Origin of the sequence: Phenylobacterium sp., from assembly GCF_035944335.1 — a bacterium.
Lineage (GTDB): Bacteria > Pseudomonadota > Alphaproteobacteria > Caulobacterales > Caulobacteraceae > Phenylobacterium.
Genome location: NZ_DASZBG010000024.1, coordinates 1 through 26,176 on the forward strand (window position 1 = coordinate 1; position 26,176 = coordinate 26,176).

The following is a 26,176-nucleotide window of genomic DNA, read 5'->3' on the forward strand; positions in this document are numbered from 1 at the left end:
GGGCCGCCGTTGATGACGTCGATGGCCAGCTTGCCGACTTCGTACTCGTAGGCGAAGTCGCGCCACAGGTCGTAGTCGGGATAGAGCCTGCGGATGGCCTTGAAGGCCAGCGCCTGCAGCCGCCAGGGACGGAAGGCGTGGTGGTCGTAGGCCGGGCCCTCGGTGTGGATCTGCACGCCGCTGCAGAGCTGTTTCACGTGCTTGTGGAAGGTGGGCTCGAACCAGCAGTCGCGCAGCTGGCAGCCCGCAAGCCATTGCGGGGCGAGGGCGTGCATTTCGGCGATCACCGCGCGGGCCTCGATGTCGGGGGCGCCGAACAGCTCCAGCGGACGCGTGGTGCCACGGCCTTCGGAGAGGGTCGCGCCCTCCAGCATCACCGTGCCGGCGTAGGCGCGGGCCATCCACAGGTTGGGGGCGTTGGGGCTGGGGTTGATCCAGACCCGCTCGCCCAGAGGCCAGCCGTAGCCGGGGCCGTCCCCGGGCGCCCAGCCCTGCATCTCGATGACCCGGTACTCGACGTCGAGCTTGAGGGTCTCGATGAACCAGCCGCCGAGCTCGCCCAAGGTCAGGCCGTGGCGCATGGGCAGGGCGCCGGCGCCGACGAAGCTCTCCCAGCCGGGGCGCAGGCTCATGCCCTCGATCGGGCGGCCGACCGGATTGGGGCGGTCCAGCACCCAGACCGCCTTGCCGTGCTGGGCGGCGGCTTCCAGCACGTACCTCAGGGTGGTGATGAAGGTGTAGATGCGGCAGCCGAGGTCCTGCAGGTCGACCAGCAGCACGTCGAAGGTCGACAGCATCTGGCCGGTCGGGCGGCGCACCTCGCCATAGAGGCTGAACACCGGGAAGCCGTGCGCCGGATCGTCGAAATCCGGGCTCTCGACCATGTTGTCCTGCTTGTCGCCGCGCAGGCCGTGCTGCGGCCCGAAGGCGGCGCTGAGGCGCAGGTCGGGCAGGGCGGCGAGCGCATCGGCCGAATGCACCAGCCCTTCGGTGACCGAGGCGGGGTGGGCCAGGAGGGCGACGCGGCGCCCGGCCAGGGACTTGCGCAGCTCAGGCTCGGCGAGGAGCCGGTCGATGCCGAATTTCATGGGCCAGGAATCATGGGCTGAGGAAGGTCCAGGGCGAATCCGTCGTGGTGATGGAAATCCGCCTTGCCGGGCGGATGCGCAAGCGCCCAGTAGCCGGTGCGGCCAGAGGCCTCCTCGATGACCGCGGCGAGGCCGAGCCGCCAGGGGGCGCCGGCAAGGTCCGGGAGGGCGCCGAGGTCGACGGCGGCGCTGAGCTCATAGCCGTCGTCCGTCGCGGTCCAGGCGATCCGCGGCGCCGCGATGTCGGCCGCCGCCATGCCGTCGCGATAGGCTCCGAAGCGGTAGGCCGCCCAGGCCCCGGACGGGCTGAGGTTGAGCTCATAGTAACCGGCGCCGTCCGCCGCGCGGACGAAGGCCTCGAAACAGGTGTGCTTCCACAGGCCGTCGGCGCGGATGCCGGGCGCCGGCGGCGGGATGACGAGGCCGGGGCCGGCGGCGACGCGATAGCTCAGGGTCAGGCGGGCCGCGGCGGTCCGGGCGACCTCCACCGCGATCTGCGAGACGGCCTCGCAAGGCCAGTCCGGATGCGGGACGAGGAATCGCTGCATCCGGCCATGGTAGCGGCCGCCCGGCCCGGACGCCTACTGCGGGCCGAACGTGGCGGCGATGAAGTTGTCGTAGCTGGCCAGAACCGTGGGGTCCTCGCGGACGATCTTCACCACCTGGCCGGGGATGAGCTTGAGGTGGTCGACCATGTGCTCGGGCGGCACGCCGCGAGCGACGCCGAAGTCGCGGAAGATCGCGAAGGCCTTGGCCTGGTAGGCGGCCTCGTCGACCTTGGCCGGGCCGTTGGCGAAGGCCTGGCGGGTGAGCTCGTAGTAGGCGCGCCAGTGCGGGTCGTTCATCCAGGCCGACTGGTCGCCCTGCAGGCTCCTGGTCTGGGGCGCGGCGGCGGCCGCGGGCTTGGCGTCTTGCGCGGGGCCCTGGGCGAGCGCGGCGGTGGCGAGGGCTGTGGCGGCGAGGCCGGCCAGCAGGGGACGGATCATCGGAAAGGCTCCTTGTCGCGGCGCGGGGCGCGCCCTAGGATGTGAAGAAATTCGTACATCATGTAAAAGATTATTTACATAGACAACCGGCGGTGCGCAAGGAGGGTTCATGGCCGAAACCATGTCACTGAGGGAGAAATCGGCCTGGGTCAGCGTGGTCACGGTGGTGGTCTGCTTCGGGGCCTATTTCGGGGCGATCGCGGTGGGCCTGGTGCATCGCGGCCTCGAGACCTTCCGGCTGCTGATCCTCTGCGCCGGCGCCTTCCTCGCCTTGCAGATCGGGCTGAACGCGGCGGCCGCGCTCACCACGCCGAAGGATGGGCGCACGCCGCGCGACGAGCGCGAGCAGCTGATCCAGGCCCGCTCGCTGAGCCTCGGCTACTATGTGCTGGCGAGCCTGGTGGTGGCGCTGGGCGTGCCCTTCCACCTCGGCCATCCGGCGCCGGACCTGCTGAACTTCGCCCTGCTGGACGTGGTGGTGGCGGGGCTCGTCGTCTCGATCGCCCAGATCGTCATGTTCCGGCGCGGGATCTGAGCCGCCTTGGCCGTCCCGATCGCCAACCAGATCCGCCGGCTGCGCTTCGAGGCCGGCGAGATGACCCAGAGCGAGCTCGCCGAGAAGATCGGCATGACCCGCCAGACGGTGGCCGCCATCGAGGCCGGCAAATATTCGCCCTCGCTGGAAGCGGCGTTCCGCATCGCGGCCGTGTTCGGGGTCGGCGTGGAGGCGGTGTTTCAGTGGGAGGGGTGAGCGGGGCTCAGCGCCCCTTCAGATAGCCGACGATCGCCGCGGCGATGGCGGCCGGCTGTTCGGGCAGCATGGCGTGGCCGGCGTGGGGCAGGACCAGCACGGTCACGCGGCCGGGGTGGGCGGCTTTCAACGCCTGGGCGTTGGCCGGCGGGGCGACGAGGTCGTCCGCGGCCTGGACGATCAGCATAGGGGCCTCGCCCGCGCCCTGCCAGGCGGCGTCGGGGGTGGCGGCGCCGGCGGCGGACTGCAGGCGTTGGACGTTGGCGTGCCAGCCGCCGGTCCAGACAGCCGGGTCGGCGCCGGGCGCGAAGAAGGCGGTGCGGACGGCCGCCAGATGCTGCTCAGGGGTCAGGGTCTCGACGAAGACGTCGCGCAGGGCGGCCTGGACCTCCGGCGCCATGGCCACCTGGCCGCCGGCCGCCAGCAGCACGAGGCGCGAGACCTGCTCCGGATGGCGGGCGGCCAGGGCCCGGACCACGCGGTTCCCGAAGGCGTGGCCGACGAACACCGCGGGCCTGTTGGAGAGGCCGTGGGCGACTGCGGTGACGTCGTCGGCGAGGTCGAACAGGGTGAGGCCCTCGGTCGGGCCGTGGCTGGCGCCCAGGCCGCGCGGCTCGACGGCGGCGGTCATGAAGCCGGCGGCCTCCAGACGGGCGGCGAGGTCGTCGAAATCCTCGGCGCCGCGGCCGAGCGAGGGGACCAGCACCACCAAGGGTCCGGCGCCGCGGACGAGGGCCGCGACGGTCACCGGCCCGCGCGGATCGGGGCGGGTGAAGGTGCGCAGCTGCGCGGAGGCGGCCTGGGCGGGCGGGGCCGCCATGGCGAGGGCTGCGGCGAGGCTCAAGGCGGCGAGGGGGAGCGGAGACATGGCGGTCTTTTACCCTCCCCAGCGAAACCGGCGGAGGGGGACCTTACGCCGACGCCCACGCAAGCGAGCGGAAGAGCGGATGGTGGGAGGGGAAAGTTGCCGCGCACTGCGCTTGGCTTTCCCCCACCACCGCTCGCTCTGCGGCGAGCCGTCCCCCTCCCGCCGCGCGAAGCGCGGGGGAGGTAAGTCTCTAAGCCGGCTGCTTCTGCTGGGCCGGTTGCGACCCCGCCATGGGCGCGCGGTTCAGGTCGAAGAACTTCGGGGCCATCTTCGGGACGGCTTCCTTGATGATGCTGTCCACCGTCCAGGCCTCGCCGTCGGGCTTGGTGCAGGTCTCGATGGGCCGGGGCTGCGAATAGAGCATGATGGTCTCGCCCGAGACGCCGAAGATCTGGCCCGAGACTTGGGCCGCGGCCGGGGAAACCAGGGCCACGGAGAACCGCGCCGGCTGATCGGGACGCACCTTCTCGGCCATCACCTTGCGGCGCGCGGCGGCGGCCTCGTCCTTGATCGGCACCGACTGGGTCATCCGCGTCCAGGCTACGGGTGCGATGCAGTTGGAGCGCACGTTGTTGCGCGCGCCCTCCATGGCGATGATCCGCGACAGGCCGGCGATGCCCATCTTGGCCGCGCCGTAATTGGCCTGGCCGATGTTGCCGAACAGGCCCGAGGTGGAGGTGTAGAGCATGTAGGCGCCGTCGTTCTGGTCGCGGAACAGCTCGATGGTGGCGCGGCAGACGTTGAACGAGCCGCGCATGTGCACGTCGATGACCCGGTCCCAGTCCTCTTCGCTCATCTTGTGGAACATCGTATCGCGCAGGATGCCGGCCGGATTGATCACCGCGTGCAGGCCGCCGAAGGTGTCGCGGGCCTGTTCGACCATGCCCTGGACGGCCTTGTAGTTGGTGACGCTCTCGGAGTTGGAGACGGCCTCGCCGCCGGCCGCGCGGATCTCCTGGGCGACCTGCTCGGCGGGACCGGCGGAGCCTTCGTCCTCGCCCTTCAGGCCGCCGCCGAGGTCATTGACCACGACCTTCGCGCCTTGCTGGGCGGCGATCAGCGCGCAGTCGCGCCCGATGCCGTTGCCGCCGCCTGTAACCAGGACAACCTTGCCATCCAAAACGCCCATCGGCCTGTCTCCCTAAGAAATGGGGCTCCCTATTCAATAGGGACGACAGTTATTCGAGGCGATCGGCCTTGCGCAAGGCGGGAAACAGGCGGGCCCAGACCCCGGTGACGATCAGCGCGCCGACCCCGCCGAACAAAGCCGCGCCGACCGGCCCCAGGAAGCGGGCGACGACCCCGCTCTCGAACTCGCCGAGCTCGTTGGAGGCGCCGACGAACACCGATGACACCGCCGCCACCCGGCCGCGCATCGGATCGGGCGTGATCAGCTGGGTCAGGGTCTGGCGGATGTAGACCGAGAGCATGTCGGCCCCGCCCAGGATCGCCAGCGCCACCACCGAGACCCATAGCGAGCGCGACAGGGCGAAGACGCAGGTGGCGAGGCCGAAGGTCCCTACCCCTAAGAACATCACCACGCCGGCCCTGTGGCGGATCGGATGGGCGGCGAGGAAGAGTCCGACCAGCGTCGCGCCCAGCGCCGGAGAGGCCCGCAGGATGCCGAAGGCGTGGGCGTCCGACAGCAGGATGTCGCGGGCGAACACCGGCAACAGCGCCGTCGCCCCGCCCAGCAGCACGGCGAACAGGTCGAGCGAGATCGCGCCGAAGACGATCTTCTGGTTCCAGACGTAGGCGAGGCCTTCCTTCATCAAGGTCCAGCGCGAGCCGGGCTGCACCTCGGGCCGGGTGGTCTTGCGGATTATGAGGACCGAGATCGCCGAGACCACATAGAGGAGGAAGGTCGCCCCATAGGCGTCCGCCGTGGAGAGGGCGATCAACGCCCCGCCGATGGCCGGGCCCACCACCGAGGCGCTCTGCCAGGCGAGCGAATTCCAGGCGATGGCGCGCGGCAAGAGCGCGCGCGGCACCAGCATGGGACCGAGCGCGGTGCTGGCTGGGTTGAAGAAGGCCCGCGCGGCTCCGAAGGCGAAGCCCATGGCCAGCAGCAGGGGCACGGTGGCGGCCTGGCGCCAGGTGGCGACGGCCAGCACCGCGACGCTGACCATCTCGCCGGCGAAACAGACCAGGAGCACGGTCTTGCGGTCGTGGCGGTCGGCGGTCTCGCCGGCGGTGAGCGACAGGAGGAAGACCGGGATGAAGGCCGCCAGGCCCAGCATGCCGACCAGGAAGGCGCTCTCCTCGACGGATTTCCCCTCCGTGCGGGCCAGGCCGTACATCTGCCAGCCCATGGCGACGCTCTGGATCTGGGCGGCGAAGCTGCCGGTCCAGCGCGAACACCAGAAGGCGAGGTAGTCCCGCTCCTTCAGGAGCGCGCGCGTCGAAGGGACGATTTCCGGCGCCGAAGTTGGGGGTGGCGCTGGCGAGGGGTCCGGGTCGGGGTCGGCCATGGGCCGGGCGAACCTGCCCGGCTTCGGTCCCATTCGCAATGACCGGGCCCGCAATGATCGTTGACGCGGGGGCCCCGACGCCTTACCTCGCGCCCTCCCGTTGGCGGCCAAGGGCCCACCGACCATGCGACTGCGACGATCCCGACGCGCGGGCCAGACCCGCCACTGAACCCCTGAGCCGGTCGGCGCATTGAAGCCCGTCCGCGCCCCTTCGCATCCCAGTCGCAGAATTCCATCGATGATCCAGCTCAAGACCGACCCAGACGGGGCCGCGCCGAAACTCGCCGCCGAGCGGGCGCCGGACAGCCCGCTCGCCGACGCCCTGATCGACCGGGCCTTCGGGCCGGGCCGCTTCACCAAGGTGTCCGAGCGGGTCCGCGAGTTCGCGGCCTTCGCCCCGGAACTGTCGTTCTGCGCCTGGCGGGGTGATCGTATGGTCGGCGTCGTGCGTCAGTGGCGCGTGCGCTGCGGCGAGACGCCGGTGGTCTTCCTGGGTCCCATCGCGGTGGAGGAAACCGAACGGTCAAGCGGCGTGGGCGCGATGCTGGTGCAGCTCGCCTGCGACGCGGCCAAGGCCGCGGGAGAGACCGCCATCGTGCTGGTGGGCGACGAGCCCTATTTCGGCAAGTTCGGCTTCTCGGCGGACCTGGCCAAGGACGTGCGGCTGCCGGGGCCGGTGGACCAGCGCCGGGTGCTGGCGGCGGCGTTCGCGCCCGAGGGCGAGCAACTGAGCGGGATGGTGCGGCCGCTCTAAGCCCCGAAGATCCATCCCGGCGGCAGGGACGAGAGCTGGACGTTGCGCAGGATCATCTCGTCGCCGCCGCCGAGGTCGATGATCACATCGGCTCCGGATTGGCTCAGCGTGTAGCTGGTCCCGGGATCCACCTGCACCCGGTCGCCCTCGGCGCTGTGGAAGTCGGTGACCACGTCCAGGCCCGCGCCGTTGAAGGTGTGGAAGATGTCCGCGCCGGCCCCGCCGGTCAGGGTGTCGTTGCCGCGGTCGCCGCTGATCCAGTCGTTGCCGGAGCCGCCGACGATCACGTCGTCGCCCTGGCCGCCGCGCAGCAGGTCGCCGCCCGATCCGCCGTGCAGCGTGTCGTTGCCGATGTTGCCATAGAGGATGTTCTGGCCGGCGTGGGCGGTGATCAGGTCGTTGCCCTGGCCGCCGACCAGCCAGTCGGCGCCACCGGAGCCGCCGTCGATGGTGTCGTCGCCCTTGTTGCCGTTGATGTCGTCGAAGCCCGAGCCGCCCTGGATGAAGTCATTGCCGGCGGCGCCCCGCAACTGGTTCGATCCGCCGGCCGCCGCCAGGGTGTCGTCGCCGGCGCCTCCGGTGACGGTCTCGTTGGAGCCGCGGAGCTGGCCGTCGGTCAGCAGGTTGGCGCCGCCGGCCTCGCCGACCTGCAGGTGGAAGCCGCCCGCCGAGGCGCCGACGCCGGAGACCATGAGGGTGAAGTCGCCGCTGACGCTGGGCGTGAAGCTCAGGTGCGGGTCGAGGCCGAGGCCGCTGTCGTCGTCCTGCGCCACGACCGCGCCGCCCGGCGCCGCCACGCGCAGCAGGGGATCGGCCAGCGTGCCCGCGCCGCTGCCCGTGCCCAGCACATCGATGACATATGTGTGGCCGGCGGACAGCGTGACGGTGAAGCTGTCCGTGGCGCCGGCCGCGACGCTGGCGGCCGCCTGGGCGCCGATCGCCACGGGGACGGTCTCGACCGGCGCCGAGCCTGACAGCGCGTCGAGGATCGAGGCGGCGATCTGAGCGTGGGCCTGGGCGGTCGGGTGCACCTCGTCGAAGAACAGGAAGCCGCCGGTCGATCCGTCGAGGGGGCCCGCCTGGGTCTCCCGCTGGGCGTGGGTGACGTCGGCGAATCCGTGGGCCGCCGGATTGGTCACGGCGAGGCCCGTGTAGTCGAGGAAGCTGTAATCGAGGACGCTGGCGCCTATGGGAAGCGTCAGGGCCGAAAGCTTGGTCCGCAACAGGTCGTCGACGGTGTGGGCGTATTGGGTGGCCAGCGCCCGGCGTGCGGCCTCGTCGGGCGCGCCGAGGTATTCGGGCGTCGTGCCGATGTCGGGGACTTCGGCCACGACGATGTGGCGAACACCGTGGGCGAGCAGGCTTGCGACGTCGGCGGCGATCTCGGCGGCCACCGCCGCCAGGGCCTGATCGGCCGCGGCCCCCGTCACCATGGCTCCGGAGGTCGGCACCAGAGCGCGCAGGTCGTTGTCGCCCATGGAGAGGATGTAGAGGGCGTTGGGATCGGCCCGGTAGGCGCCTTCGTAGATGACGATCTGGGTGTGCAGCGGCGGCGGCAGGACGTCGGACCCGACCGCCAGGGCCCCGCCATAGGCGAAGTTCAGGTTGTCGCCGAACGGCTGGCCGACCAGCGGCAGGGAAAATCCGGCCACCGCATTGGTCATGCCGAAGGGGAAGGTCGCCTGGGTAGACTCGTGGGTCAGCTTGTTGCTGATCAGGTCGGCGAAGTTCCAGCCGTCGCTGAAGCGGCCGTCGAAATAGCCGTTCGCCGCCGTCGGCGCATCGACCGGCAGGTCGACCAGCGGGATCTGGCCCAGGGCCTGGGCCGCCTTCAGATCGTTGCCGCCGTCGACCAGGCTGTCGCCGAAGACATAGACGCCGGTGAAGGCGGGCGGGGTGGGACTGGTGGGCACGCTCAAGGCTCGGACGCAGGACGCAGGGACGCCGAACAGAGCCCCATCGCGCGCCGAGGGGAAGGCGTCTCGACGAGGCCCGGTCGTTCCGCCGCAGGGGAAGAGGGATGGCGCTAGCCGCGGCGTGTGCGCGCCCCTACCTTGCCCATATGGCCGGGTCGGGATCATCGAAGCTGGAGGGGGTCGCGCAGGCTGCCCAGTCCTTGAAAAGGGGGCAGGCGCCCGGGCGGGGGTTGCCGCCGGTGCATCTGTGGAACCCGGCCCATTCCGGCGAGATCGACATCGTCATCGCCCGCGACGGCAGCTGGCGCCACGAGGGCGCGCGGATCGGACGCGAGGCCATGGTGCGGCTGTTCTCGACGATCCTGCGCAAGGACGACGACGGCATCTGGCTGGTCACCCCGGTCGAGAAGCTGAAGATCACGGTCGAGGACGCGCCGTTCGTGGCGGTGCGGGTGGATCAGATCGCGGGCGAGGGCGGCCCGGTGCTGCGGTTCACCACCAATGTCGGCGACGAGGTGGAGGCCTCGGCCGACAATCCGATCCGCGTGGAGACCGACGCGACGGGCGCGCCGCGCCCTTACGTGCATGTCCGGCGCGGGCTGGAGGCGCTGATCGGGCGGCCGGTGTTCTACGAGTTGGTGGCGATGGCGGACGCGCGCGACGGCCGCCTGGGCGTGGCCTCGCACGGCGCCTGGTTCGACCTCGGCCCGGCGGAGGCGCCATGAACGCGCCCACCCCGCATCCGGGCCCGCCGCATGACCTGCGCGAGTGGATGGCCCGCCACCTCGACCCGCTGGAGGAGCGCGAGGCCGCCGACGGCGTCGGCGGCCGCTCCGACTTCGACCTCAATCCGGAGCAGTTCCCGCCGACCGCCACGCCGCTGACGCCGGCCTCGGTGCTGGTGGGCCTGGTGGAGCGGGAGGCTGGGCTGTCGGTGATCCTGACGCGGCGGGCCGACACCCTGCGCCGCCACACCGGCCAGGTGGCCCTGCCGGGCGGCCGGCGCGATCCCGGCGAGACGCCGTGGCAGACGGCGCTGCGCGAGGCCGAGGAAGAGATCGGCCTGCATCCGAGCTTCGTCACGCTGGTCGGGCTGTCGACGCCCTACCGCACCGGCACCGGCTATCTGATCACCCCGGTGGTGGGGTTCGTCCGGCCGGGCTTCACGCTGACGCCCAATCCCGATGAGGTGGCCGACATCTTCGAGACGCCGTTCGGCTTCCTGATGGACCCTGCGAACTACGAACAGCAGGAGCGGACGCTGCCCACCGGCGAGACGCGGCGGTTCTACGCCATGACCCACGAGAACCAGTACATCTGGGGCGCGACGGCCGGGATGCTGCGCGCGCTCTACGACCGGCTCTATGGCGCCGCCGTTGCCTGAGGCCCTGGCCAGCCGCGCGATCCTGTTCGCCGTCCCCTTCCTGGTCTGGGGGCTGTGGTGGACGTGGGCGCGTCGGACCGGGCGGCCCATGGGCTCGACGCCCTGGCCGTGGCTGTTCGCGGCCGGCGCGGCGCTGGTGGGGATTTCGTTGATGGCCGGCGCCATCTTCCATACGGACAACCGCGGCGAGGTCTATGTGCCCGCCGAGACCACGGCCTCCGGCCAGGTCACCAAGGGCCATTTCGAGCACCCCGCGGCGAAACATCCATGACCGACAGCATCGGCCAACCTGCCTGGATGACGGCGCCGGCGACGGCGGCGGTGCTGGACGCCCTGGAGGCGGCGGGCGGCGCCGACTGCGCGCGCTTCGTGGGCGGCTGCGTGAGGAACGCCGTGGTCGGCCGGCCGGTGGACGACATCGATATCGCCACCGTGCTGACGCCGGATCAGACGACGGGGGCCTTGGCGGCGGCGGGGCTGAAGGCCGTGCCGACCGGGATCGAGCACGGCACGGTGACGGGGGTCTGCCAGGGCCGGGGTTTCGAGATCACCACCCTGCGCCGCGACGTCGCCACCGATGGCCGCCGCGCGGTGGTGGCCTTCACCGACGATTGGGGACAGGACGCCCAGCGGCGCGACTTCACGCTGAACGCCCTCTATGCGCGGCGCGACGGCAGCCTGGTCGATCCGACGGGCCAGGGGGTCGCCGACGCCAAGGCGGGCCGCATCGTCTTCGTGGGCGAGCCGGAGCAGCGGCTGCACGAGGACTACCTGCGCATCCTGCGGTTCTTCCGGTTCCTGGCCTGGTACGGCAAGACGGGGGCGGACGAGGCTGCGCTGGCGGCCTGCGCCAGGTTGAAGGACAGGATTGCGAGCCTGTCGGCGGAGCGGATTTCCAAGGAGCTCCTGAAGCTGCTCGCCGCCGACGATCCGCGCGCCTCGGTCGAGCTGATGCTCAAGGCCGGCGTGCTGGAGATGGTGCTGCCCGAGCCGATCGACATCGAGCGATTCAACGGCCTGGTGGAGATCGAGGCCGACCAGCTGTTCGAGACCGAGGCGGTGCTGCGGCTGGCGGCCCTGCTCCCCGGCGACCAGCTGGTGGCCGCGCGGCTCGCCGAGACCCTGCGGCTGTCGAACGCCGATCGGGACCGGATCGTCGAGGCCCTGGCGCCCGGCCCGGCCCTGAAGAGCTGGATGAGCCCGCGCGAAATCCGCCGGACGGTCTATCGGCTGGGCCAGGCGGCGTTCCGCGACCGCGCCAAGCTGGCCTGGGCCGCGGCGGCGCGCACGGCGCCGGCCATGCAGTGGCGCGGCATGATCGCGCTCGCCGACGGCTGGGTGCGGCCGGTCTTCCCGCTGAGCGGCGAGGACGTCATGGCCGCGGGCGTGCCCAAGGGTCCGATGGTCGGCCAGGTGCTGCGCGAGGTGGAGGACTGGTGGATCGACCACGACTTCCTCGACGACAAGCTCTCGGCCATCGAGAAGCTGAAGGCCGTGGCCCAGGGGATGGCGTACTGAGGATGAGGCTCGGGATCCTGAAGACCGGCCGGCCGCCGAAGCCGGCTATCGAGCGGTTCGGGACCTACCCCGACATGTTCATCGGGCTGCTCGGCGCGGATGCCTACGACTGGCGCACCTATGCGGTGGACGAGGGCGAGCTGCCGAAGAGCCCCACCGAGTGCGACGGCTATCTGATCACCGGCTCCTCGGCCGGCGTCTATGAGCCGCTGCCGTGGATCGGGCCGGCGATGGATTTCCTGCGGGCGGCCAAGGGCCGGGCGGCGCTGGTGGGCGTCTGCTTCGGCCACCAGCTGATGGCCCAGGCGTTTGGCGGCAATGTCGTCAAGTCGCCCAAGGGCTGGGGCGTGGGCGAGCACGTCTATGAGGTGATGCACGCCGAGCCCTGGATGGACGAGCGACCCTTGCGCATCCGCCTGCCGGCCTCGCACCAGGACCAGGTGGTGGAAAAGCCGCCGGGCGCGCAGGTGGTCTTCGCCTCGGAGTTCACGCCCTTCGCCGCGCTCGCCTGGCCGGACGCACGCGCCATCTCCATGCAGCCGCACCCGGAATTCGATCCGGCCTACGCCATGTCGCTGATCGAGCACCGCCGCGGCGACCCCTATCCGGACGCCCAGGCCGACGCCGCCATCGCCTCCTATTCGGGCGCCGACGACCGGGAAAGGGTCGCCGGCTGGATCAATCGCTTCCTGGCGCACGCAACCTCTTGACCCCGAGCCCGGTTACGGCTGGAAGGGCGCCAGGGGCGAATATGCGGCGCGTTTGCGGGAGCCGGCGATGAATCGTTGGAGGCTGATGATCGTGGCGGCGAGCGCCCTGGCGGCGCTGGCCGTCGGCCTGACCGCCCAGGCCGGTCCGCAGCCGGACGACCTGCAGGCGTTATTTTCGGCGCTGAGCTTCTAGCAGATCGCTGACGGCCCCTAGGCTTTGAACGGGTCCCGGATTTGCAGGGCTCCGTCGACCTTCAATCCGTCCTGCATATCTTCGGAATAGACGACATCGCAGTCCGCCAGCCGAGCCGCGGCGAGAATTTGGGCATCGTAGATTCCGAGGCGATAGCGTTCGGCGAATTCCAGCGCCTTGTCGTGGGTTGGAAGATCAAGCGCCTCGACCCGCAACACCGCCCGCAAGGTTCCCAGAATGTCGCGCACCGCGACCCACGGCGTATCGAGCTTGCGGCGGGCCACGGAGGCGAACTCGTTCAGGACTTGGACGCTGATGACGCCGCCGCCGCCGAGCAGGGCTTCGGCGCGCTCCGCCTTGGCCGTGTCTTCCGACAGCAGATAGAGCAGGACGTTGGTGTCGAAGAAGGCCTCAGCCACGCGTGTTGGCTTCGAGCCGGTCGAACCGGAAGTCCCTGGGGAGCAAGCCGCGATAGCGCCGGAGTCGGGCCAACAACTCGGGTCGGCCAGGCGCCCTGCTCAGCGCGAACTCGCGCGCCCCGGCGACGTCGATCTCGACCTCGTCACCTTCCCTAAGTTCGAGCGCCTCGACCACCGTGGTGGGGAGGCGAACGGCCAGGCTGTTGCCCCACTTTGCGACGCGCATCGGTTCGCCCTCCAATGATACACATAGAATAATTGTATATCTTGCCGCCTGTTTTGGCAAGGCGCCCGCTCGCGCGGAGAGGAGCCTATGCCCACGCCACCATCGGCGGCATGGAGCTCAGGATGGTCTCGATGTTGCCGCCGGCCTTGAGGCCGAACATGGTGCCGCGGTCGTAGAGCAGGTTGAATTCCACATAGCGGCCGCGGCGGATGAGCTGCTCGGCGCGGTCGGCCTCGGTCCAGGGCTCGCTCATGCGATGGCGGACGATCTTCGGATAGACGTCGAGAAAGGCCTCGCCCACGGCCTGGGTGAAGGCGAAGTCGCGCTCGAAGTCGCCGGAGTTGTGGCGGTCGTAGAAGATGCCGCCCACGCCGCGCGTCTCGCCGCGGTGCGGCAGGAAGAAATACTCGTCGCACCAGGCCTTGTATTTCGCGTGCCAGTCCGGATCGAAGGCGTCGCAGGCGCCGCGCATCGCGGCGTGGAAGAGCACCGCGTCGTCGGCGTCCTGGCTGCGCTGCTCGTCGAGCATGGGCGTCAGGTCGGCGCCGCCGCCGAACCAGCTCTCCGCCGTCGAGAGGAAGCGGGTGTTCATGTGCACGGTGGGGACGCGCGGGCTGCGCGGATGGACGATCAGGCTGATCGAGGCCGAGACGTAGGACGGATCCTTGTCGGCGCCCGGCATGGCAGCCGCCATCTCGGGCGAAAAGCGCGCGGTCGCCGCCGAGGTGTGGACGCCGGCCTTTTCGAACAGCCGGCCTGAGAAGAAGCCGCCGATGCCGCCGCCGACGCCGGTCTCCCGCGTCCAGGGCCGGACATCGAAGCGGCCGGGGGTCTCCGGATAGAGCTCGTCCGGCGCCTCGTCCTCCAGCCGCTCCAGCTCGGCGCAGATGCGCGTCTGCAGGGCCTCGAACCAGGCCTTGGCCCGGTCGCGGCGGGCGAGGATCTCCGGGGGCAGGGTGCTCATGGCAGCCCTGCTACTGCGATCGGGCCCCGCTTGGGAAGCCATCGGTCTGCCGAAGGGCCTCGCCGATGGCGATCGCCGCGGCGGTGACGACGTTCAGCGAGCGGGCGCCGGGCATGAGCGGGATCGCCAGCCGGGCGTCGGCGGCGGCATGCACCTCCTCGGGGACGCCGGCGCTCTCGCGGCCGAACAGCAGGATGTCATCGTCGCGGAACGAGAATCCGTGGAACGGCTCGGCGGCCCGGGTGGTGAGCAGGATGATCCGCCCCCGCCGGTTGGTGAGAAAATCGCTCCAGCTGGCGTGCCGCGTCACCTCGGCCTGGGTGGCGTAATCCATGGCCGCGCGGCGCACCGCGCGGTCGTCCAGGGGGAAGCCGCAGGGCTCGATCACGTCGATACCGACGCCCAGGCAGGCGCCCAGCCGAAGCGCCGCGCCAAGGTTTTGCGGAATGTCCGGTTGAAAAAGCGCCAAACGCATTCTAAGCGATCCGCCACGGGATGGACCGGGGCATATAGAGACGAATCACCGAAGCGCCGCGCGGGACTTTCGCGAAGCGCTTCCGGGGTTTCGATCCTGCTCCAAAACGTCGGTTCCGCGCGCGGCCCTTTACCAGGCGTCTGGACGGGTCCAAAGGCTTCAGCGCCCCCTCCCCGGGGGCCTCGAAACGAAGGGTAGCTTTAGGTGTCCGACACCGTTGTGGGCGCAAACCCAGACTCGCATGCTTCAGGCGACGATCCCAATCGTCGCGACTTCATCCACATCGCCGCGGGCGCGGCGGCGGTCGGCGCGGTCGGCGCTCTGGCCTGGCCGCTCATCGACCAGATGAACCCGGCGGGCGACACCTTGGCGCTGGCCTCGATCGAGTTCGACCTCGGCAAGGTCGTCGAGGGCCAGCAGGTGGTGGTGAAGTGGCGCGGCAAGCCGCTGTTCGTGCGTCACCGGACGGCCAAGGAGATCGCCGAGGCGATCCAGGGCGACCACGCGGACCTGCGCGATCCTCAGACCGACGAGGCGCGGCACAAGCCGGGCAAGGCCGAGTGGCTGATCCTGGTGGGCACCTGCACGCACCTGGGCTGCGTGCCGACCTTCGGCGGCGGCGAGTACGGCGGCTGGTTCTGCCCCTGCCACGGCTCGGTCTACGACACCTCCGGCCGCATCCGTAAGGGCCCCGCCCCGAAGAACCTGCTGGTGCCCGACTATTCCTTCCTCTCCGACACCAAGGTCAAGGTCGGCTGATGAGCGCACATTCCTCATACGAGCCGAAGACCGGCTTCGAGCGCTGGCTGGACATGCGCCTTCCGATCCTGCGGATGGCCAATGACACGGTCCTGACGTTCCCCACGCCCAAGAACCTGAACTACTGGTGGACCTTCGGCGCCATCCTGTCGCTGATGCTGGGCCTGCAGATCGTCACCGGCATCGTGCTGGCGATGCACTACGTGCCGCACGTCGACTACGCCTTCAATTCGGTCGAGCGGATCATGCGCGACGTCAACTACGGTTGGCTGATCCGCTACATGCACGCCTCGGGCGCCTCGATGTTCTTCCTGGCGGTCTATGTGCACATGTTCCGCAACCTCTACTACGGCTCCTACAAGGCGCCGCGCGAGGTGCTGTGGATCCTCGGCTGCATCATCTACCTCCTGATGATCATCACCGCCTTCATGGGCTATGTGCTGCCCTGGGGTCAGATGAGCTTCCACGGCGCGGTGGTGATCACCAACCTGATCGGCGCGATCCCGCTGGTGGGACCGGCCATCACCACCTGGCTGTGGGGCGGTTTCGCGGTCGACGACCCGACGCTCAACCGCTTCTTCTCGCTGCACTATCTGCTGCCGTTCGTGATCGCCGGCGTCGTCGGCCTGCACATCTGGGCGCTGCACGTGCCCGGCAACAACAACCCGACCGGCGTGAACGTGAAGTCCAAGGAGGACACCGTTCCCTTCCATCCGTACTACACGGTGAAGGACGGCTTCGCGATTTCGGTCTTCCTGCTGCTCTTCGGCTTCTTCGTGTTCTGGTACCCGGACGCGCTGATGAGCCCGGACAACGCCAATCCGGCCAACCCGCTGGTCACCCCGCAGCACATCGTGCCGGAGTGGTACCTCTTGCCATTCTACGCGATCCTGCGGGCCGTCCCGAACAAGCTGGCCGGCGTGATCGCCATGTTCGGCGCCATCGCCAGCCTCTTCGTGCTGCCGTGGCTCGACACCTCGAAGGTGCGCTCGATGCGCTACCGTCCGACCATCCGGCCCTACTATTTCATCTTCTTCTTCGTCTGCCTGGTGCTGGGCTGGTGCGGCGCGCACTCGCCGGACGATCCGGTGATCCCCGGGGTCTCCGGCGGCTTCACGCTGATCGATTCCGACATCAACAGCTACGTCTGGCTGAGCCGGATCTGCGCCCTCTACTACTTCGCCTACTTCTGGCTCATCACCCCGATCATCGGGCTGCGCGAGACGCCGCTGCCGATGCCGGAGTCGATCTCCGAGCCTGTCCTGTCGCATCCCGCAAAGAAGGGTTGAGCCTAAGATGCTGCGCAAAGCTTTCGCGCTCGCGACCCTGGGCTTCGCCTTGGTTGCTGGCCCGGCGCTCTCGGCCACCACCGCCGAGGAGCCGCGCGAGGTCGACTGGTCCTTCTCCGGGCCCATCGGCAAGTTCGACCAGGCCCAGCTGCAACGCGGCTACAAGGTCTATCGGGAGGTCTGCTCGGCCTGCCACTCGATGAACCTGATGTACTTCCGCAACCTCGGCCAGAAGGGCGGGCCGTTCTACGACGCGAAGTACCCGAACCCGAACGACAACCCCTATGTGAAGTCGCTGGCCAAGGACATCCAGGTCCCGGACATCGATTCCGACACGGGCGACGCCATCAAGCGCCCGGCCACGCCGGCCGACAAGTTCGCCGCCCCGTTCGCCAACGCCGCCGCCGCGGCCGCCTCCAACGGCGGCAAGGCGCCGCCGGACCTGTCGGTCATGGCCAAGGCGCGCGAGGGCGGTCCGAACTACATATTTTCGCTGCTCACCGGCTTCCGCAATCCGCCGCCAGGCCTGAGCGTGCTGCCCGGCAAGTACTACAATCCCTGGTTCCCGGGCGACGTGTCGGGGAACTGGAGCGGGGCCAAGGACAAGGTCCCGCCCGGCGGCTTCATCGGCATGCCGCCGCCGCTGGCGCCCAACAAGGTGACCTTCGACGACGGCACCAAGTCGACCGTCGAGAACCAGGCGCGCGACGTGGCCGCCTTCCTGGCCTGGGCCGCCGAGCCCAAGATGGAAGAGCGCAAGCAGTTCGGCCTGGGCGCGATGATCTACCTGCTGATCTTCTCCGTGCTGCTGTGGTTCAGCTACCGCCGCATCTGGCGCAACGTCGCCCACTAGGCGGCGCGGCGATCTGTGATCGGGGCCTCGGCGAAAGCCGGGGCCCTTTTCATTTGGGCGCGAGCAGCAGGCGCCCGGCGGGGAAGTCGAAGCGGACGCGCCAGGCGAAGAGCAGCGGCGCGCCGATCTCCCCGGCCAGCTGCGGATCGGCGGGCTTCACCAGGCCGGCCGGCAGGGCCTCGGCGGTCTCGCCGGCCAGCGACAGGGCGCGTAGCCGGGGCCGCAGCACGCCGTAGGGATAGACCTCGCGCGGCGTCGGCGCGCCGGGCGCCGAGGCATAGGCGTCCGAGACGCGCACCGTGGTGTCGGAGCCGGTGGCGAGCGCAAAGGCGCCGGTGAAGGCGCGGGCGCCGTCGGAGACCTTGGCCTCGATGGTCGGCAGACCCGCGACCCAGGTCAGCGGCAGGGCCTTGGCCGGTCCGAAGGGCGGGGCCTCGCCCGGCTCGCGCAGGGTCACGCGGCAGGGGGCGAAGCTGACATCCACCACATAGGCCTTGAGCGCGTCGGCGCCGATCACCCCGGCGATGGGGGTCGGGAACAGGCCGGTGCGCACGTCGATGCCCTGCACGGCCAGCGCCACGCCGGCGATCCGGCGGCCGGCCAGTTCGACGTCGGCGGCGAAGGCGGTGTCGGCATAGCCCGCGCCCTGCGCCTGGCTGTCGGCGAGCAGGGTCTGCGGCGCGCCGGTGTCGAGGATGTAGTCGCCGGCCACGCCGGCCACCTGCGCCGGCACGACGACCACGCCATTCTCGAACCAGCAGGCGGTCTCCCCGGCCCGGGCGGAGCCGGCGAGGGCGGCCAGGGCCGCGGCGGAGAGGACGAGCTTGAGACTCATGGCGCGGCGCACAGGATAGCAGGACTGGGCGCTAGGACGCTGGCGCCATAAGCCCGCCGCATCGCCCGGCCAGGCTGCCGGGCGATGGCCTTCACGCGCGCCTGGCGGAATTTCAAGCGGATGCAGGATCTGACGGTCGCCGCCGCCGGCCTGATCTATGCCGGAGCCGTGGCGCACGCGGTCGGCCGGCTGCCGGGCGGCGTGGGCGTGGTGCTGCGCTGGACGCTGATGTGGCCGGCGCTGTTCCTCGTGGCCTCGCTGATCGTGCCGCTGGCGGTTCCCACCCTGAAACGCTGGCTGGCGCGCTACGTCTGGATGAGCTTCCAGGCGGGCTTCGGCCAGACGCCGGGCTCCATCCTCATGGGCGTGGGCCTGCTACTGGGGGCGGCGGCGTTCATCTACTGGCAGGTGGCCGCCGTCGCCGCCACCGGGCGCTACCAGGCCAATGTCTTCGCGGCCTATGCGGCCGGCATCGGCATCCTGGCGGCGCAGGCGATCCTCGTGCGGGCGCTCGAGCGCCTGCCGGACGTGAGGCAGAGGATCGAGGAGTAGATCCTCCCCCAGCGCGCAGCGCGGAAAGGGGGCGTATCTTTCAAGCCGAGCTCCTACCCCCGCCATTGTTGGCGAAGAGGGCGAGGGTGCGCAGGGACGACAGGCGCGCGGCTTCGGCGTCGAAGCCGTTGGGGGCCACGAAGGCGTGGCCGGCGTCGTATTCATAGACCGGCAGGTCGGGATAGGCCGCGCGAATGGCCTCGACGTCGGCGGGCGGGATCAGCTCGTCGGTGCGGCCGAGGTGCAGGAGGGTGGGGACCTTCGGCGCATCGTCCAGGCGCTCCGCGATGTGGCCGCCGTAGTAGCTGGCCACCGCCGAGAGGCCGCTGCAGCGGCTGGCGGCCAGCCAGGCTGTCGTGCCGCCGAAACAGAAGCCGATGGCGAACACCGGCGGCTTCAGCGCATCGATCGCCGCCTGCACGAGGTCCAGGATTTCCGCGCCCCAGCCGCTCGCCTCGGCGAAGCCGTTCTGGCGGGCGTAGAGCGCCGGGTCGAAATCACGCTCGGCGAAGCCAGGTTGGAAGCGGTCGAACAGGCTCGGCACGAGGGCCTCGTAGCCCATCTCCGCATAGCTGTCGGCGAGCGCCCGCAGGTGCGGGGTGACGCCCCAGATGGCGTGGCAGATGACCAGGCCGCCGCGGCGGGCCTCGGTGGGCGGCGCGCGATAGGCGTCGAACTGGAAGCCGTCGCGGGCGCTCGTCAGGCGGACCGTCTCGCCCACCGGACCTAGGCCTTGTCGAACAGCTCGAGGGTGCGGTGGCGGGCGAGGTCGGCGGCCTCGGCGTTGTAGCGCTCGGGGCTCTCGTTGTTGAAGCCGTGGCCGGCGCCTTCGTAGATGTAGACCGGCACCTCGGGGTTATGGTCGTGCACCGCCTTCTCGACCTCGTCGGCGGGGATGCCGTCGTTGCGGCCGAGATGGATCAAGACGGGGCACTTCGGCTTGAGGGCGGCGTTGGCCAGCACCAGCGAGCCGTAGTAGCTGGACGAGGCCGCAAGCCCGTCGAGCTGGCAGGCCGCGAGCCAGGCGAGCGAGCCGCCGTAGCAATAGCCGACGACACAGACCTTGGCGGCGCCGTGGCTCTTGAGGAATTCGCGGCAGGCGGCGATGTCGGTGAGGGCCTGTTCGAGCGGGGTGGCGCGGGCGTGGGCGATGCCGGCCTGCATGCCGTCCGGATCGTGCTCGGCGGTGAAGTTCCACTCGCGGCGGTCGTAGAGCGACGGCGCGACGGCGTGGAATCCCATCTTGGCCCAGCGCTCGACGTCGGCGCGGACGTGGCGGTCGATGCCGAAGATCTCCTGGATCACGATCACCCCGCCCTTGGAGGGGGTGAAGGCCGGCTCGTGGTAGGCCGAGAACTCGAACCCGTCCGCGCCCGCGATCTTGATCGTCTCGCCCATCTTGGTTTGCCCTTCTAGACGTTGAACCGGAAGTTCATCACGTCGCCGTCCTTGACGACATAGTCCTTGCCTTCCTGGCGCAGCTTGCCGGCGTCGCGCGCCCCGGCCTCACCCTTCAGCCGGACGTAGTCGTCATAGGCGATGGTCTCGGCGCGGATGAATCCCTTCTCGAAGTCGGTGTGGATCACCCCGGCCGCCTGCGGGGCGGTGTCGCCCTTGTGGATGGTCCAGGCGCGGGTCTCCTTGGGGCCGACGGTGAAATAGGTCTGCAGGCCGAGCAGGTGGTAGGCCTCGCGGATCAGCTTGTTGAGGCCGGGCTCGGTGAGGCCGAGCGTCTCCAGGAACTCGCCGCGCTCGGCCTCGTCGAGCATGGCGATCTCGCTCTCGATCTGGGCGGAGATGACCACGTGATCGGCGCCGTCGCGCGCCGCCCGCTCGGCGACCAGCCGCGACATGTCGTTGCCGGTTGCAGCCGAGGCCTCGTCGACATTGGAGACGTAGAGGGCGGGCTTGGAGGTGAGCAGCTGGAGCATGCGCCAGGCCTTGTCGTCCTCGGCGGCGACCTTGGCCTTGCGGGCCGGGCGGCCGGCGTTGAGTTCGGTGAGGGCCAGGGTCACCAGCCGCAGGGTCTGGGCGCTGTCCTTGTCGCCGGCCTTGGCGCGCTTCTCGAGGTTTGAGACCCGCTTTTCCAGGCTCTCCAGGTCGGCCAGCATCAACTCGGTCTCGATGGTCTCCAGGTCCGACAGGGGATCGACCTTGCCCTCCACGTGGGTGACGTCGTCGTCGAGGAAGCAGCGGGCCACGAAGGCCACGGCGTCGGTGTCGCGGATATTGGCCAGGAACTGGTTGCCCAGGCCCTCGCCCTTGGAGGCGCCGCGCACCAGGCCCGCCACGTCGACGAAGTTGATCCGGGCCGGGATGATCTCCTTGGACGGGATGATCGCCGCCAGCGTCGCCAGCCGCGGCTCGGGCACCGCCACGTCGCCGGTGTTGGGCTCGATGGTGCAGAACGGATAGTTCGCCGCCTGGGCGGCGGCGGTCTGGGTGAGCGCGTTGAACAGCGTCGACTTGCCCACGTTCGGCAGGCCGACAATGGCGACTTTCAGGGCCATGGGGAGGTGAGGTTCCTTTCGAGGCCGCCGCACCTAGCACGGACCCTTCGCGGAGCCTACCTCCCCCATCGCCGAGGCGCTCTAGGGTGATCCTTCTCCCCCTGCGGGAGAAGGTGGCCTGCGAAGCAGGTCGGAAGAGGGGTCTCTCAAATCTCGACGGGCGGGGCTTCGACGGCCGCAAGGACCGCGCCCAGCACCTGGTCCGACGCATTGATCTGGCTGTTGGTGAAGCGAAGCACGCGGAAGCCCTGGGCGCAGAGCCATGCATCGCGGACGGCGTCGGTGTCTGCCTCGTGAAACGGGCCGTCGGCCTCGACGATCAAGCGATGGCGAAGGCAGAGGAAGTCGGCGACGTAGGGGCCAATCGGAACCTGCCGACGGAACTTGAGGCCCTCCAGCCGCTTGGCGCGCAGCAAGCCCCACAGCCTGCGCTCAGTAGCTGTCGAATTGCGTCTCAAGGTGTGGGCGCGGCGGCTCGTGTCCATTGGCTCAACACGGCGGTGGCGTGGTCTGCGCGACCCCTCTTCCGTCGGGCATCCGCCCGACACCTTCTCCCGCAAGGGGAGAAGGTTGAACAAATCAGGAACTCTTGCGAACGTCAATCCTCGCGACGCGCCAGCGCGCGCGGGTCCGCCTTCTCGGCGGGGGCGAGGCGCATGACCTCGGTCTGGTATTTTTCGTCTTCGCCCTGGGCCAGCAGGGGGATGGCGTCGGCGACGGCCTGGAGCAGGGGTTCGACCCACTTGAGCTCGGCCTTGTGGAAGTCGGAGAGCACGTGGCCGTGGACCAGGGCCTTGTCGCCGGGGTGGCCGGTGCCCAGCCGCGCCCGGCGGAAATAGGGGCCGACCTGGGCGGTGATCGAGCGGACGCCGTTGTTGCCGGCCGCCCCGCCGCCGGCCTTCATCCGGAAGCGGCCGGGGGCGAGATCGATCTCGTCATAGAAGACGATCAGGTCCTCGGGCGCGATCTTGAAGAAGTTCAGCGCCTCGCCGACCGAGCGGCCGCTCTCGTTGTAGAAGGTCTGGGGCTTGAGGATCAGCGCCTTGACCGGGCCGGTGGGCGTCTCGATCGCGCCCTCCTGGACGTGCCCCTGGAAGCGCCTGCGCGGCGGATCGAATCCCCACCGGCGCGCGATCTCGTCCACGGCCATGAAGCCGATGTTGTGCCGGTTCTTGGCGTGGGCGGGCCCGGGATTGCCGAGCCCAGCGATCAGCAGCATGCGCCCCCCAGGTCAGGAGGCAGGCGAGGACTACGCCTCGCCGCCTTCGGAAGCGTCCGCCGCAGCTTCGCCGCCTTCGGCCGCGTCTTCGCCTTCCGCCGCAGCTTCGGCGCCTTCCACGGGCTCTTCGACTTCCTCGGCCTGCATGCCGGCGATCGAGGCGATCACGGTGTCGGGGTCGAGCACCACCTTGGCCACCGCCGGGATGGCGACGTCGGAGACGCGGATCGTGTCGCCGATATCGAGGCCGGTCAGGTCGACGACCAGTTCCTCGGGGATCTTGTCGGCGGCCACCGTCACGAGCAGCTCGTGCAGGGCGACGGTGAGGGAGCCGCCGCGCTTCAGGCCGGGGCTTTCCTCATGGTTGCGGAAGTGGACCGGCACGCCGATCCGGATCTCCTGCTTGGCGTCGACCCGGTAGAGGTCGAAGTGCATCGGCTCGTCGGTCACCGGGTGCATCTGCACGTCCTTGGCGATGACCGACTGCTTCTCGGAGCCGTATTGCAGGGTCACCAGGTGGCCCAGCAGCTTGCCGGTGTAGAGCGCCTTGCGGAACTCGTTGGCGCGCATGGTGATGGACACCGGGTCCTTGTCGCCGCCGTACAGCACGCCCGGGACCAGGCCGGAACGACGCGTCGCACGCGCGTTGCCGGTGCCGGCGCTCTCGCGCACTTCAACATTCAAAACGATCTCGGCCATGGCCTTGCCTCAAAACGAAACCGCCGCGCGACCGGCGCGCGGCGAGAAGAAATTGGGTGCGCGTAGATACACAAAACGCCCGCCCCGCGCAACGGGGCGGGCGCATCGATCTCAATGGCGGCGCTTGCGCGAGCCCCGCACGGTGGTCTTGGCCGACACCTGGGTGACCGGCAACAGGACCGGCGGCGGCTCCGGCTCGGCCAGGCCGACGCCCTTCATCAGGCAGGCGCCGGTGTCCATCAGCACGTGCTGGCCGAGGCAGAAGACGTCCTCGTAGTGCGGCTTGGCCACCGCCAGGCACTGATAGAGGTTGAGCTTGGACATGTTCAGGCACTGGGCGGAGTTGGGCTCGGCGACCAGGGGCATGACCTGCTCGAGGCTGGCGTCGTCGGCGTAGCCCAGGGCCGCCAGGGCGGCGACCGCCAGGCTGCGCACCACCATGGGCGAGTAGGGCGGGCTGGTGGGCGAGGCGCTCAGGGTGAGCGGCGCGCTGCCGTTGACGGCCGACTGAAGCTTGGCGGTGAGGTCGGTGTCGGCGGAGATCGGGGTGGCGGAGAGCTGCTTGGCCATGGCCAGGCGGCCCTCGCGGCCGACCACGTCGCTCTTCGACCAGGCCTGGTGCTGCACGTCGTAGGCGGCCTGCTTCACGGCCTTGCCCTCGTCGAGCAGCTTCTTGCCGTCGTCGCCGAGCGCTGCGGTCACCAGGCCCGCGGCGCCGGCCGCGCCGTTGATGCCCAGCGCATAGGCCGGGTCCTTCATGATCTCATAGGCGATGGTGCGCCGCTGGTCGGCGTCGGCCACATAGGTGCGCACGCCGGCGCGGAAGGCCGGGTCCTGCAGGGCCACGACCGCGCCATAGGCGATGGCGCCGCGCAGCAGCTGATGCGGTTCGTAGGACTCGCCGGTCCGCAGGCTCTGGGCGATCGAGGCGCCATCGGCGAAGGCCGGCGAGATCTGCAGCGCGTGATCCACATAGACCCGGTAGGCGCTGGCCTGCTCCACCAGGCGCGACGACAGGCTGACGCTGGGCGGCGGCGGGGCGGCGACCGCCACCGGCGGGGCGGGCGGCGGGGCGGGCGCGGCGCAGCCGGCCAGGGCGGCGGTCGCGGCCACGGCGGCCAGTAAGAGCGCACGGCGCACCGGAAATGCGGAACTCATGAAGCGGCTTCCCCTCGGACGAGTGGTCAAAAAGCTAGCACCTGCCCCCGATGAGATTGTGGCCTTGCCCGGTAAACTCTTGCTGAGCAAGCGTGGCCGGGCAAATGCGCGCCCGGGCCGCACCCGGGTATCTCGCTCAATCGAAGAGTTTCGACACGGACTCTTCGTTGGCGATGCGGCGGATCGCCTCGCCGATCAGCGCGGCGCAGCTGACGGTGCGGATCTTGGCTTCCTGCTGGACGAGGTCCGGCTGGCCGATGGAATCGGTGATCACCAGCTCCTTGAGCACCGAGGCCTTCACCCGCTCCTGGGCCGCGCCCGACAGCACGCCGTGGGTGATGTAGGCCGAGACCTCCTTGGCGCCGGCCTCCATCAGCGACTGGGCCGCCGAGCACAGGGTGCCGGCCGAATCCACGATGTCGTCGAAGATGATCAGCCGCCGGCCGGTGACGTCGCCGATGATGTTGGCCACCTCGGTCTTGCCGGGCCCCGAACGGCGCTTGTCGACGATGGCCAGATCCGCGTTGAGCCGGCTGGCGAGCGCCAGGGCCCGGACCACGCCGCCCACGTCCGGCGAGACGATCATCAGCTCGGAGGTCTTCGAGTAGTTTTCCTTGATGTCCCCGCTCATCAGCGGCGCGGCCAGCAGGTTGTCGGTGGGGATGTCGAAGAAGCCCTGGATCTGGCCGGAGTGCAGATCCATGGTCAGAACCCGGTCGGCGCCGGCGCGGGTGATCAGGTTGGCCACCAGCTTGGCCGAGATCGGCGTGCGGCCGCCGGTCTTGCGGTCCTGCCGGGCGTAGCCGAAGTAGGGCATCACCGCGGTGATCCGCTTGGCCGAGGCGCGTTTCAGCGCATCGATGCAGATCAACAGCTCCATCAGGTTGTCGTTGGTCGGATAGCTGGTGGACTGCAGGACGAAGACGTCCTCGCCGCGCACGTTCTCGTCGATGGTGACCCAGACCTCATTGTCCGGGAAGCGCTTCACCTGGGCCTTGGTGAGCGGCACATCCAGGTGGTCCGATACGGCCTGCGCCAGGGTTCGGTTGGAGTTGCCGGCCAGCAGCTTCATCGGAGCCCCACGCGATTTGCAGCTATTGCGCGCGCTTGTACCAGCGGAGGCGCGCAAGTCCACCGTTTGCGGCGGGGCGGCGCTCAGGGTGGGGCGCGGGCCGCCTGGGCGGGGAACTCCGACCGCTCGATCGGGGAATCGAGGTCGCCGAGCCCCGCGACCTTCATAGCCTCGGCGAGGCTGCGCGGACCATCCTCGCGGTTGGTGGCGAACGCCAGGCTGGCCGGCTCCGCCCGCGTCTCGCCGAGCGTCTGGAAGCCGCCCCTGCCCTGCGCGTTGAAGGCCAGCGAATAGGCGCTGTTCGGCGCGGTGGTGCAGAGCAGGACGAAGCTCTTGCCGTCGTTCAGCAGGCGCGGGGTCTTCAGGCAGTCCGGCGCCGCGCCGGTCGGGCCCGGCGAGATGTCGAAGCCGGGCTGCATCGGCTGGTCGAAGGTGATCCTCACCACCGTGACGCCCGGCGCCACCGTCTGGCCGGCGGCCGGGAACGAGCTGACGATCTTCGGCGGA

34 protein-coding genes are annotated in these 26,176 nt (G+C 69.9%); 13 read left to right on the top strand and 21 right to left on the bottom strand.

The genetic code is table 11. The features are described from left to right. The 3 genes from VGT80_RS05445 to VGT80_RS05455 form a co-directional block, all read right to left on the bottom strand. A partial coding sequence (locus VGT80_RS05445; RefSeq protein WP_327453633.1) for a DUF1343 domain-containing protein occupies positions 1-1,088 on the bottom strand: 1,088 nt, incomplete at its 3' end. Continuing rightward, complete coding sequence (locus VGT80_RS05450) at positions 1,085-1,636, bottom strand: DOMON-like domain-containing protein (protein ID WP_327453634.1); 552 nt, start codon at positions 1,634-1,636, stop codon at positions 1,085-1,087. The genes VGT80_RS05445 and VGT80_RS05450, both read right to left, overlap by 4 nt. A gap of 33 nt (positions 1,637-1,669) precedes the next feature. Continuing rightward, positions 1,670-2,074, bottom strand: a complete 405-nt coding sequence (locus VGT80_RS05455; protein ID WP_327453636.1) for a hypothetical protein — start codon at positions 2,072-2,074, stop codon at positions 1,670-1,672. A 109-nt stretch (positions 2,075-2,183) separates the two neighbouring features. On the opposite strand from VGT80_RS05455, the gene VGT80_RS05460 reads away from it, so the two are divergent. Both VGT80_RS05460 and VGT80_RS05465 read left to right on the top strand, forming a co-directional pair. Then, positions 2,184-2,609 carry a hypothetical protein gene (locus VGT80_RS05460; RefSeq protein ID WP_327453638.1) on the top strand — a complete coding sequence of 142 codons (426 nt, stop codon included), beginning with the start codon at positions 2,184-2,186 and terminating at the stop codon, positions 2,607-2,609. 6 nt (positions 2,610-2,615) lie between these two features. Then, complete coding sequence (locus tag VGT80_RS05465) at positions 2,616-2,825, top strand: helix-turn-helix transcriptional regulator (RefSeq protein WP_327453640.1); 210 nt, start codon at positions 2,616-2,618, stop codon at positions 2,823-2,825. Between the two features lie 7 nt (positions 2,826-2,832). Here VGT80_RS05465 and VGT80_RS05470 read toward each other — a convergent pair whose 3' ends face one another. The 3 genes from VGT80_RS05470 to VGT80_RS05480 form a co-directional block, all read right to left on the bottom strand. After that, positions 2,833-3,693, bottom strand: a complete 861-nt coding sequence (locus VGT80_RS05470) for an alpha/beta hydrolase (protein WP_327453642.1) — start codon at positions 3,691-3,693, stop codon at positions 2,833-2,835. 190 nt (positions 3,694-3,883) lie between these two features. Then, positions 3,884-4,822: an SDR family NAD(P)-dependent oxidoreductase gene (locus VGT80_RS05475; protein ID WP_327453644.1), complete on the bottom strand. Its 939-nt coding sequence runs from the start codon at positions 4,820-4,822 to the stop codon at positions 3,884-3,886. Between the two features lie 49 nt (positions 4,823-4,871). After that, complete coding sequence (locus tag VGT80_RS05480) at positions 4,872-6,164, bottom strand: MFS transporter (protein ID WP_327453646.1); 1,293 nt, start codon at positions 6,162-6,164, stop codon at positions 4,872-4,874. A 238-nt stretch (positions 6,165-6,402) separates the two neighbouring features. Between VGT80_RS05480 and VGT80_RS05485 the strand changes: the two genes are divergently transcribed. Beyond that, a complete protein-coding gene (locus tag VGT80_RS05485) occupies positions 6,403-6,918 on the top strand; it encodes an N-acetyltransferase (protein WP_327453648.1) in 516 nt (171 codons plus the stop codon). Here VGT80_RS05485 and VGT80_RS05490 read toward each other — a convergent pair. Continuing rightward, entirely contained in the window at positions 6,915-8,831 is a 1,917-nt protein-coding gene (locus VGT80_RS05490) for an SGNH/GDSL hydrolase family protein (RefSeq protein WP_327453650.1), read from the bottom strand. The two genes, VGT80_RS05485 and VGT80_RS05490, sit on opposite strands and share 4 nt — an antisense overlap. 149 nt (positions 8,832-8,980) lie before the next feature. Between VGT80_RS05490 and VGT80_RS05495 the strand changes: the two genes are divergently transcribed. The 6 genes from VGT80_RS05495 (at position 8,981) to VGT80_RS05520 (ending at position 12,639) form a co-directional block, all read left to right on the top strand. Beyond that, positions 8,981-9,559, top strand: a complete 579-nt coding sequence (locus tag VGT80_RS05495) for a DUF1285 domain-containing protein (RefSeq protein ID WP_327453693.1) — start codon at positions 8,981-8,983, stop codon at positions 9,557-9,559. Continuing rightward, entirely contained in the window at positions 9,556-10,218 is a 663-nt protein-coding gene (locus tag VGT80_RS05500; RefSeq protein ID WP_327453652.1) for a CoA pyrophosphatase, read from the top strand. Before VGT80_RS05495 ends, VGT80_RS05500 begins: the two co-directional genes overlap by 4 nt. Then, on the top strand, positions 10,211-10,489 hold the full coding sequence (locus VGT80_RS05505) for a hypothetical protein (protein ID WP_327453655.1): 279 nt from the start codon (positions 10,211-10,213) through the stop codon (positions 10,487-10,489). Before VGT80_RS05500 ends, VGT80_RS05505 begins: the two co-directional genes overlap by 8 nt. Then, positions 10,486-11,736, top strand: a complete 1,251-nt coding sequence (locus VGT80_RS05510) for a CCA tRNA nucleotidyltransferase (RefSeq protein ID WP_327453657.1) — start codon at positions 10,486-10,488, stop codon at positions 11,734-11,736. The genes VGT80_RS05505 and VGT80_RS05510 overlap by 4 nt, the downstream gene beginning before the upstream one ends. A gap of 2 nt (positions 11,737-11,738) precedes the next feature. Continuing rightward, positions 11,739-12,446 (top strand): type 1 glutamine amidotransferase, encoded by a 708-nt coding sequence (locus tag VGT80_RS05515; RefSeq protein ID WP_327453659.1) that lies wholly within the window; start codon positions 11,739-11,741, stop codon positions 12,444-12,446. 67 nt (positions 12,447-12,513) lie between these two features. Next, positions 12,514-12,639 carry a hypothetical protein gene (locus VGT80_RS05520; protein WP_327453661.1) on the top strand — a complete coding sequence of 42 codons (126 nt, stop codon included), beginning with the start codon at positions 12,514-12,516 and terminating at the stop codon, positions 12,637-12,639. A 17-nt stretch (positions 12,640-12,656) separates the two neighbouring features. Here the strand turns inward: VGT80_RS05520 and VGT80_RS05525 are convergent, their stop codons facing one another. The 4 genes from VGT80_RS05525 to VGT80_RS05540 form a co-directional block, all read right to left on the bottom strand. Next, entirely contained in the window at positions 12,657-13,058 is a 402-nt protein-coding gene (locus tag VGT80_RS05525; RefSeq protein WP_327453663.1) for a PIN domain-containing protein, read from the bottom strand. After that, positions 13,051-13,284, bottom strand: coding sequence for an AbrB/MazE/SpoVT family DNA-binding domain-containing protein (locus VGT80_RS05530; RefSeq protein ID WP_327453665.1), 234 nt, complete (start codon positions 13,282-13,284; stop codon positions 13,051-13,053). Before VGT80_RS05530 ends, VGT80_RS05525 begins: the two co-directional genes overlap by 8 nt. A gap of 85 nt (positions 13,285-13,369) precedes the next feature. Continuing rightward, positions 13,370-14,248: an oxygen-dependent coproporphyrinogen oxidase gene (gene hemF, locus VGT80_RS05535; protein WP_327453667.1), complete on the bottom strand. Its 879-nt coding sequence runs from the start codon at positions 14,246-14,248 to the stop codon at positions 13,370-13,372. 10 nt (positions 14,249-14,258) lie between these two features. Next, a complete protein-coding gene (locus tag VGT80_RS05540) occupies positions 14,259-14,723 on the bottom strand; it encodes a tRNA (cytidine(34)-2'-O)-methyltransferase (protein WP_327453669.1) in 465 nt (154 codons plus the stop codon). A 204-nt stretch (positions 14,724-14,927) separates the two neighbouring features. Here VGT80_RS05540 and petA point away from each other — a divergent pair, with 204 nt between their 5' ends. Genes petA through VGT80_RS05555 form a run of 3 tightly spaced genes read left to right on the top strand, consistent with a single transcriptional unit; the run spans position 14,928 to position 17,624 of the window. After that, entirely contained in the window at positions 14,928-15,482 is a 555-nt protein-coding gene (gene petA, locus VGT80_RS05545; protein ID WP_327453671.1) for a ubiquinol-cytochrome c reductase iron-sulfur subunit, read from the top strand. Then, positions 15,482-16,771 carry a cytochrome b/b6 gene (locus VGT80_RS05550; protein ID WP_327453673.1) on the top strand — a complete coding sequence of 430 codons (1,290 nt, stop codon included), beginning with the start codon at positions 15,482-15,484 and terminating at the stop codon, positions 16,769-16,771. Before petA ends, VGT80_RS05550 begins: the two co-directional genes overlap by 1 nt. Before the next feature lie 7 nt (positions 16,772-16,778). Then, positions 16,779-17,624 (top strand): cytochrome c1, encoded by an 846-nt coding sequence (locus VGT80_RS05555; RefSeq protein WP_327453675.1) that lies wholly within the window; start codon positions 16,779-16,781, stop codon positions 17,622-17,624. A gap of 49 nt (positions 17,625-17,673) precedes the next feature. Here the strand turns inward: VGT80_RS05555 and VGT80_RS05560 are convergent, their stop codons facing one another. Beyond that, positions 17,674-18,459 carry a hypothetical protein gene (locus VGT80_RS05560; RefSeq protein ID WP_327453676.1) on the bottom strand — a complete coding sequence of 262 codons (786 nt, stop codon included), beginning with the start codon at positions 18,457-18,459 and terminating at the stop codon, positions 17,674-17,676. Positions 18,460-18,543: 84 nt separating this feature from the next. Between VGT80_RS05560 and VGT80_RS05565 the strand changes: the two genes are divergently transcribed. Further along, positions 18,544-19,011: a hypothetical protein gene (locus tag VGT80_RS05565; RefSeq protein ID WP_327453677.1), complete on the top strand. Its 468-nt coding sequence runs from the start codon at positions 18,544-18,546 to the stop codon at positions 19,009-19,011. A 40-nt stretch (positions 19,012-19,051) separates the two neighbouring features. Here VGT80_RS05565 and VGT80_RS05570 read toward each other — a convergent pair whose 3' ends face one another. From VGT80_RS05570 to VGT80_RS05610, 9 genes are all read right to left on the bottom strand, one after another. Further along, positions 19,052-19,732 (bottom strand): dienelactone hydrolase family protein, encoded by a 681-nt coding sequence (locus VGT80_RS05570; RefSeq protein WP_327453678.1) that lies wholly within the window; start codon positions 19,730-19,732, stop codon positions 19,052-19,054. Between the two features lie 5 nt (positions 19,733-19,737). Then, a complete protein-coding gene (locus VGT80_RS05575) occupies positions 19,738-20,409 on the bottom strand; it encodes a dienelactone hydrolase family protein (RefSeq protein ID WP_327453679.1) in 672 nt (223 codons plus the stop codon). A gap of 14 nt (positions 20,410-20,423) precedes the next feature. Beyond that, positions 20,424-21,521 carry a redox-regulated ATPase YchF gene (ychF, locus tag VGT80_RS05580; RefSeq protein ID WP_327453681.1) on the bottom strand — a complete coding sequence of 366 codons (1,098 nt, stop codon included), beginning with the start codon at positions 21,519-21,521 and terminating at the stop codon, positions 20,424-20,426. Positions 21,522-21,667: 146 nt separating this feature from the next. After that, positions 21,668-22,006, bottom strand: coding sequence for an endonuclease domain-containing protein (locus VGT80_RS05585; RefSeq protein WP_327453695.1), 339 nt, complete (start codon positions 22,004-22,006; stop codon positions 21,668-21,670). Between the two features lie 113 nt (positions 22,007-22,119). Continuing rightward, positions 22,120-22,740: an aminoacyl-tRNA hydrolase gene (pth, locus tag VGT80_RS05590; protein WP_327453683.1), complete on the bottom strand. Its 621-nt coding sequence runs from the start codon at positions 22,738-22,740 to the stop codon at positions 22,120-22,122. A gap of 30 nt (positions 22,741-22,770) precedes the next feature. Beyond that, positions 22,771-23,439, bottom strand: coding sequence for a 50S ribosomal protein L25/general stress protein Ctc (locus VGT80_RS05595; RefSeq protein WP_327453685.1), 669 nt, complete (start codon positions 23,437-23,439; stop codon positions 22,771-22,773). Positions 23,440-23,550: 111 nt separating this feature from the next. Further along, entirely contained in the window at positions 23,551-24,597 is a 1,047-nt protein-coding gene (locus VGT80_RS05600) for a hypothetical protein (protein ID WP_327453687.1), read from the bottom strand. A 136-nt stretch (positions 24,598-24,733) separates the two neighbouring features. Next, positions 24,734-25,669, bottom strand: a complete 936-nt coding sequence (locus VGT80_RS05605) for a ribose-phosphate pyrophosphokinase (protein WP_327453689.1) — start codon at positions 25,667-25,669, stop codon at positions 24,734-24,736. A gap of 83 nt (positions 25,670-25,752) precedes the next feature. Further along, on the bottom strand, positions 25,753-26,176 hold a 424-nt coding region (locus VGT80_RS05610; RefSeq protein ID WP_327453691.1), incomplete at its 5' end, for an Ig-like domain-containing protein.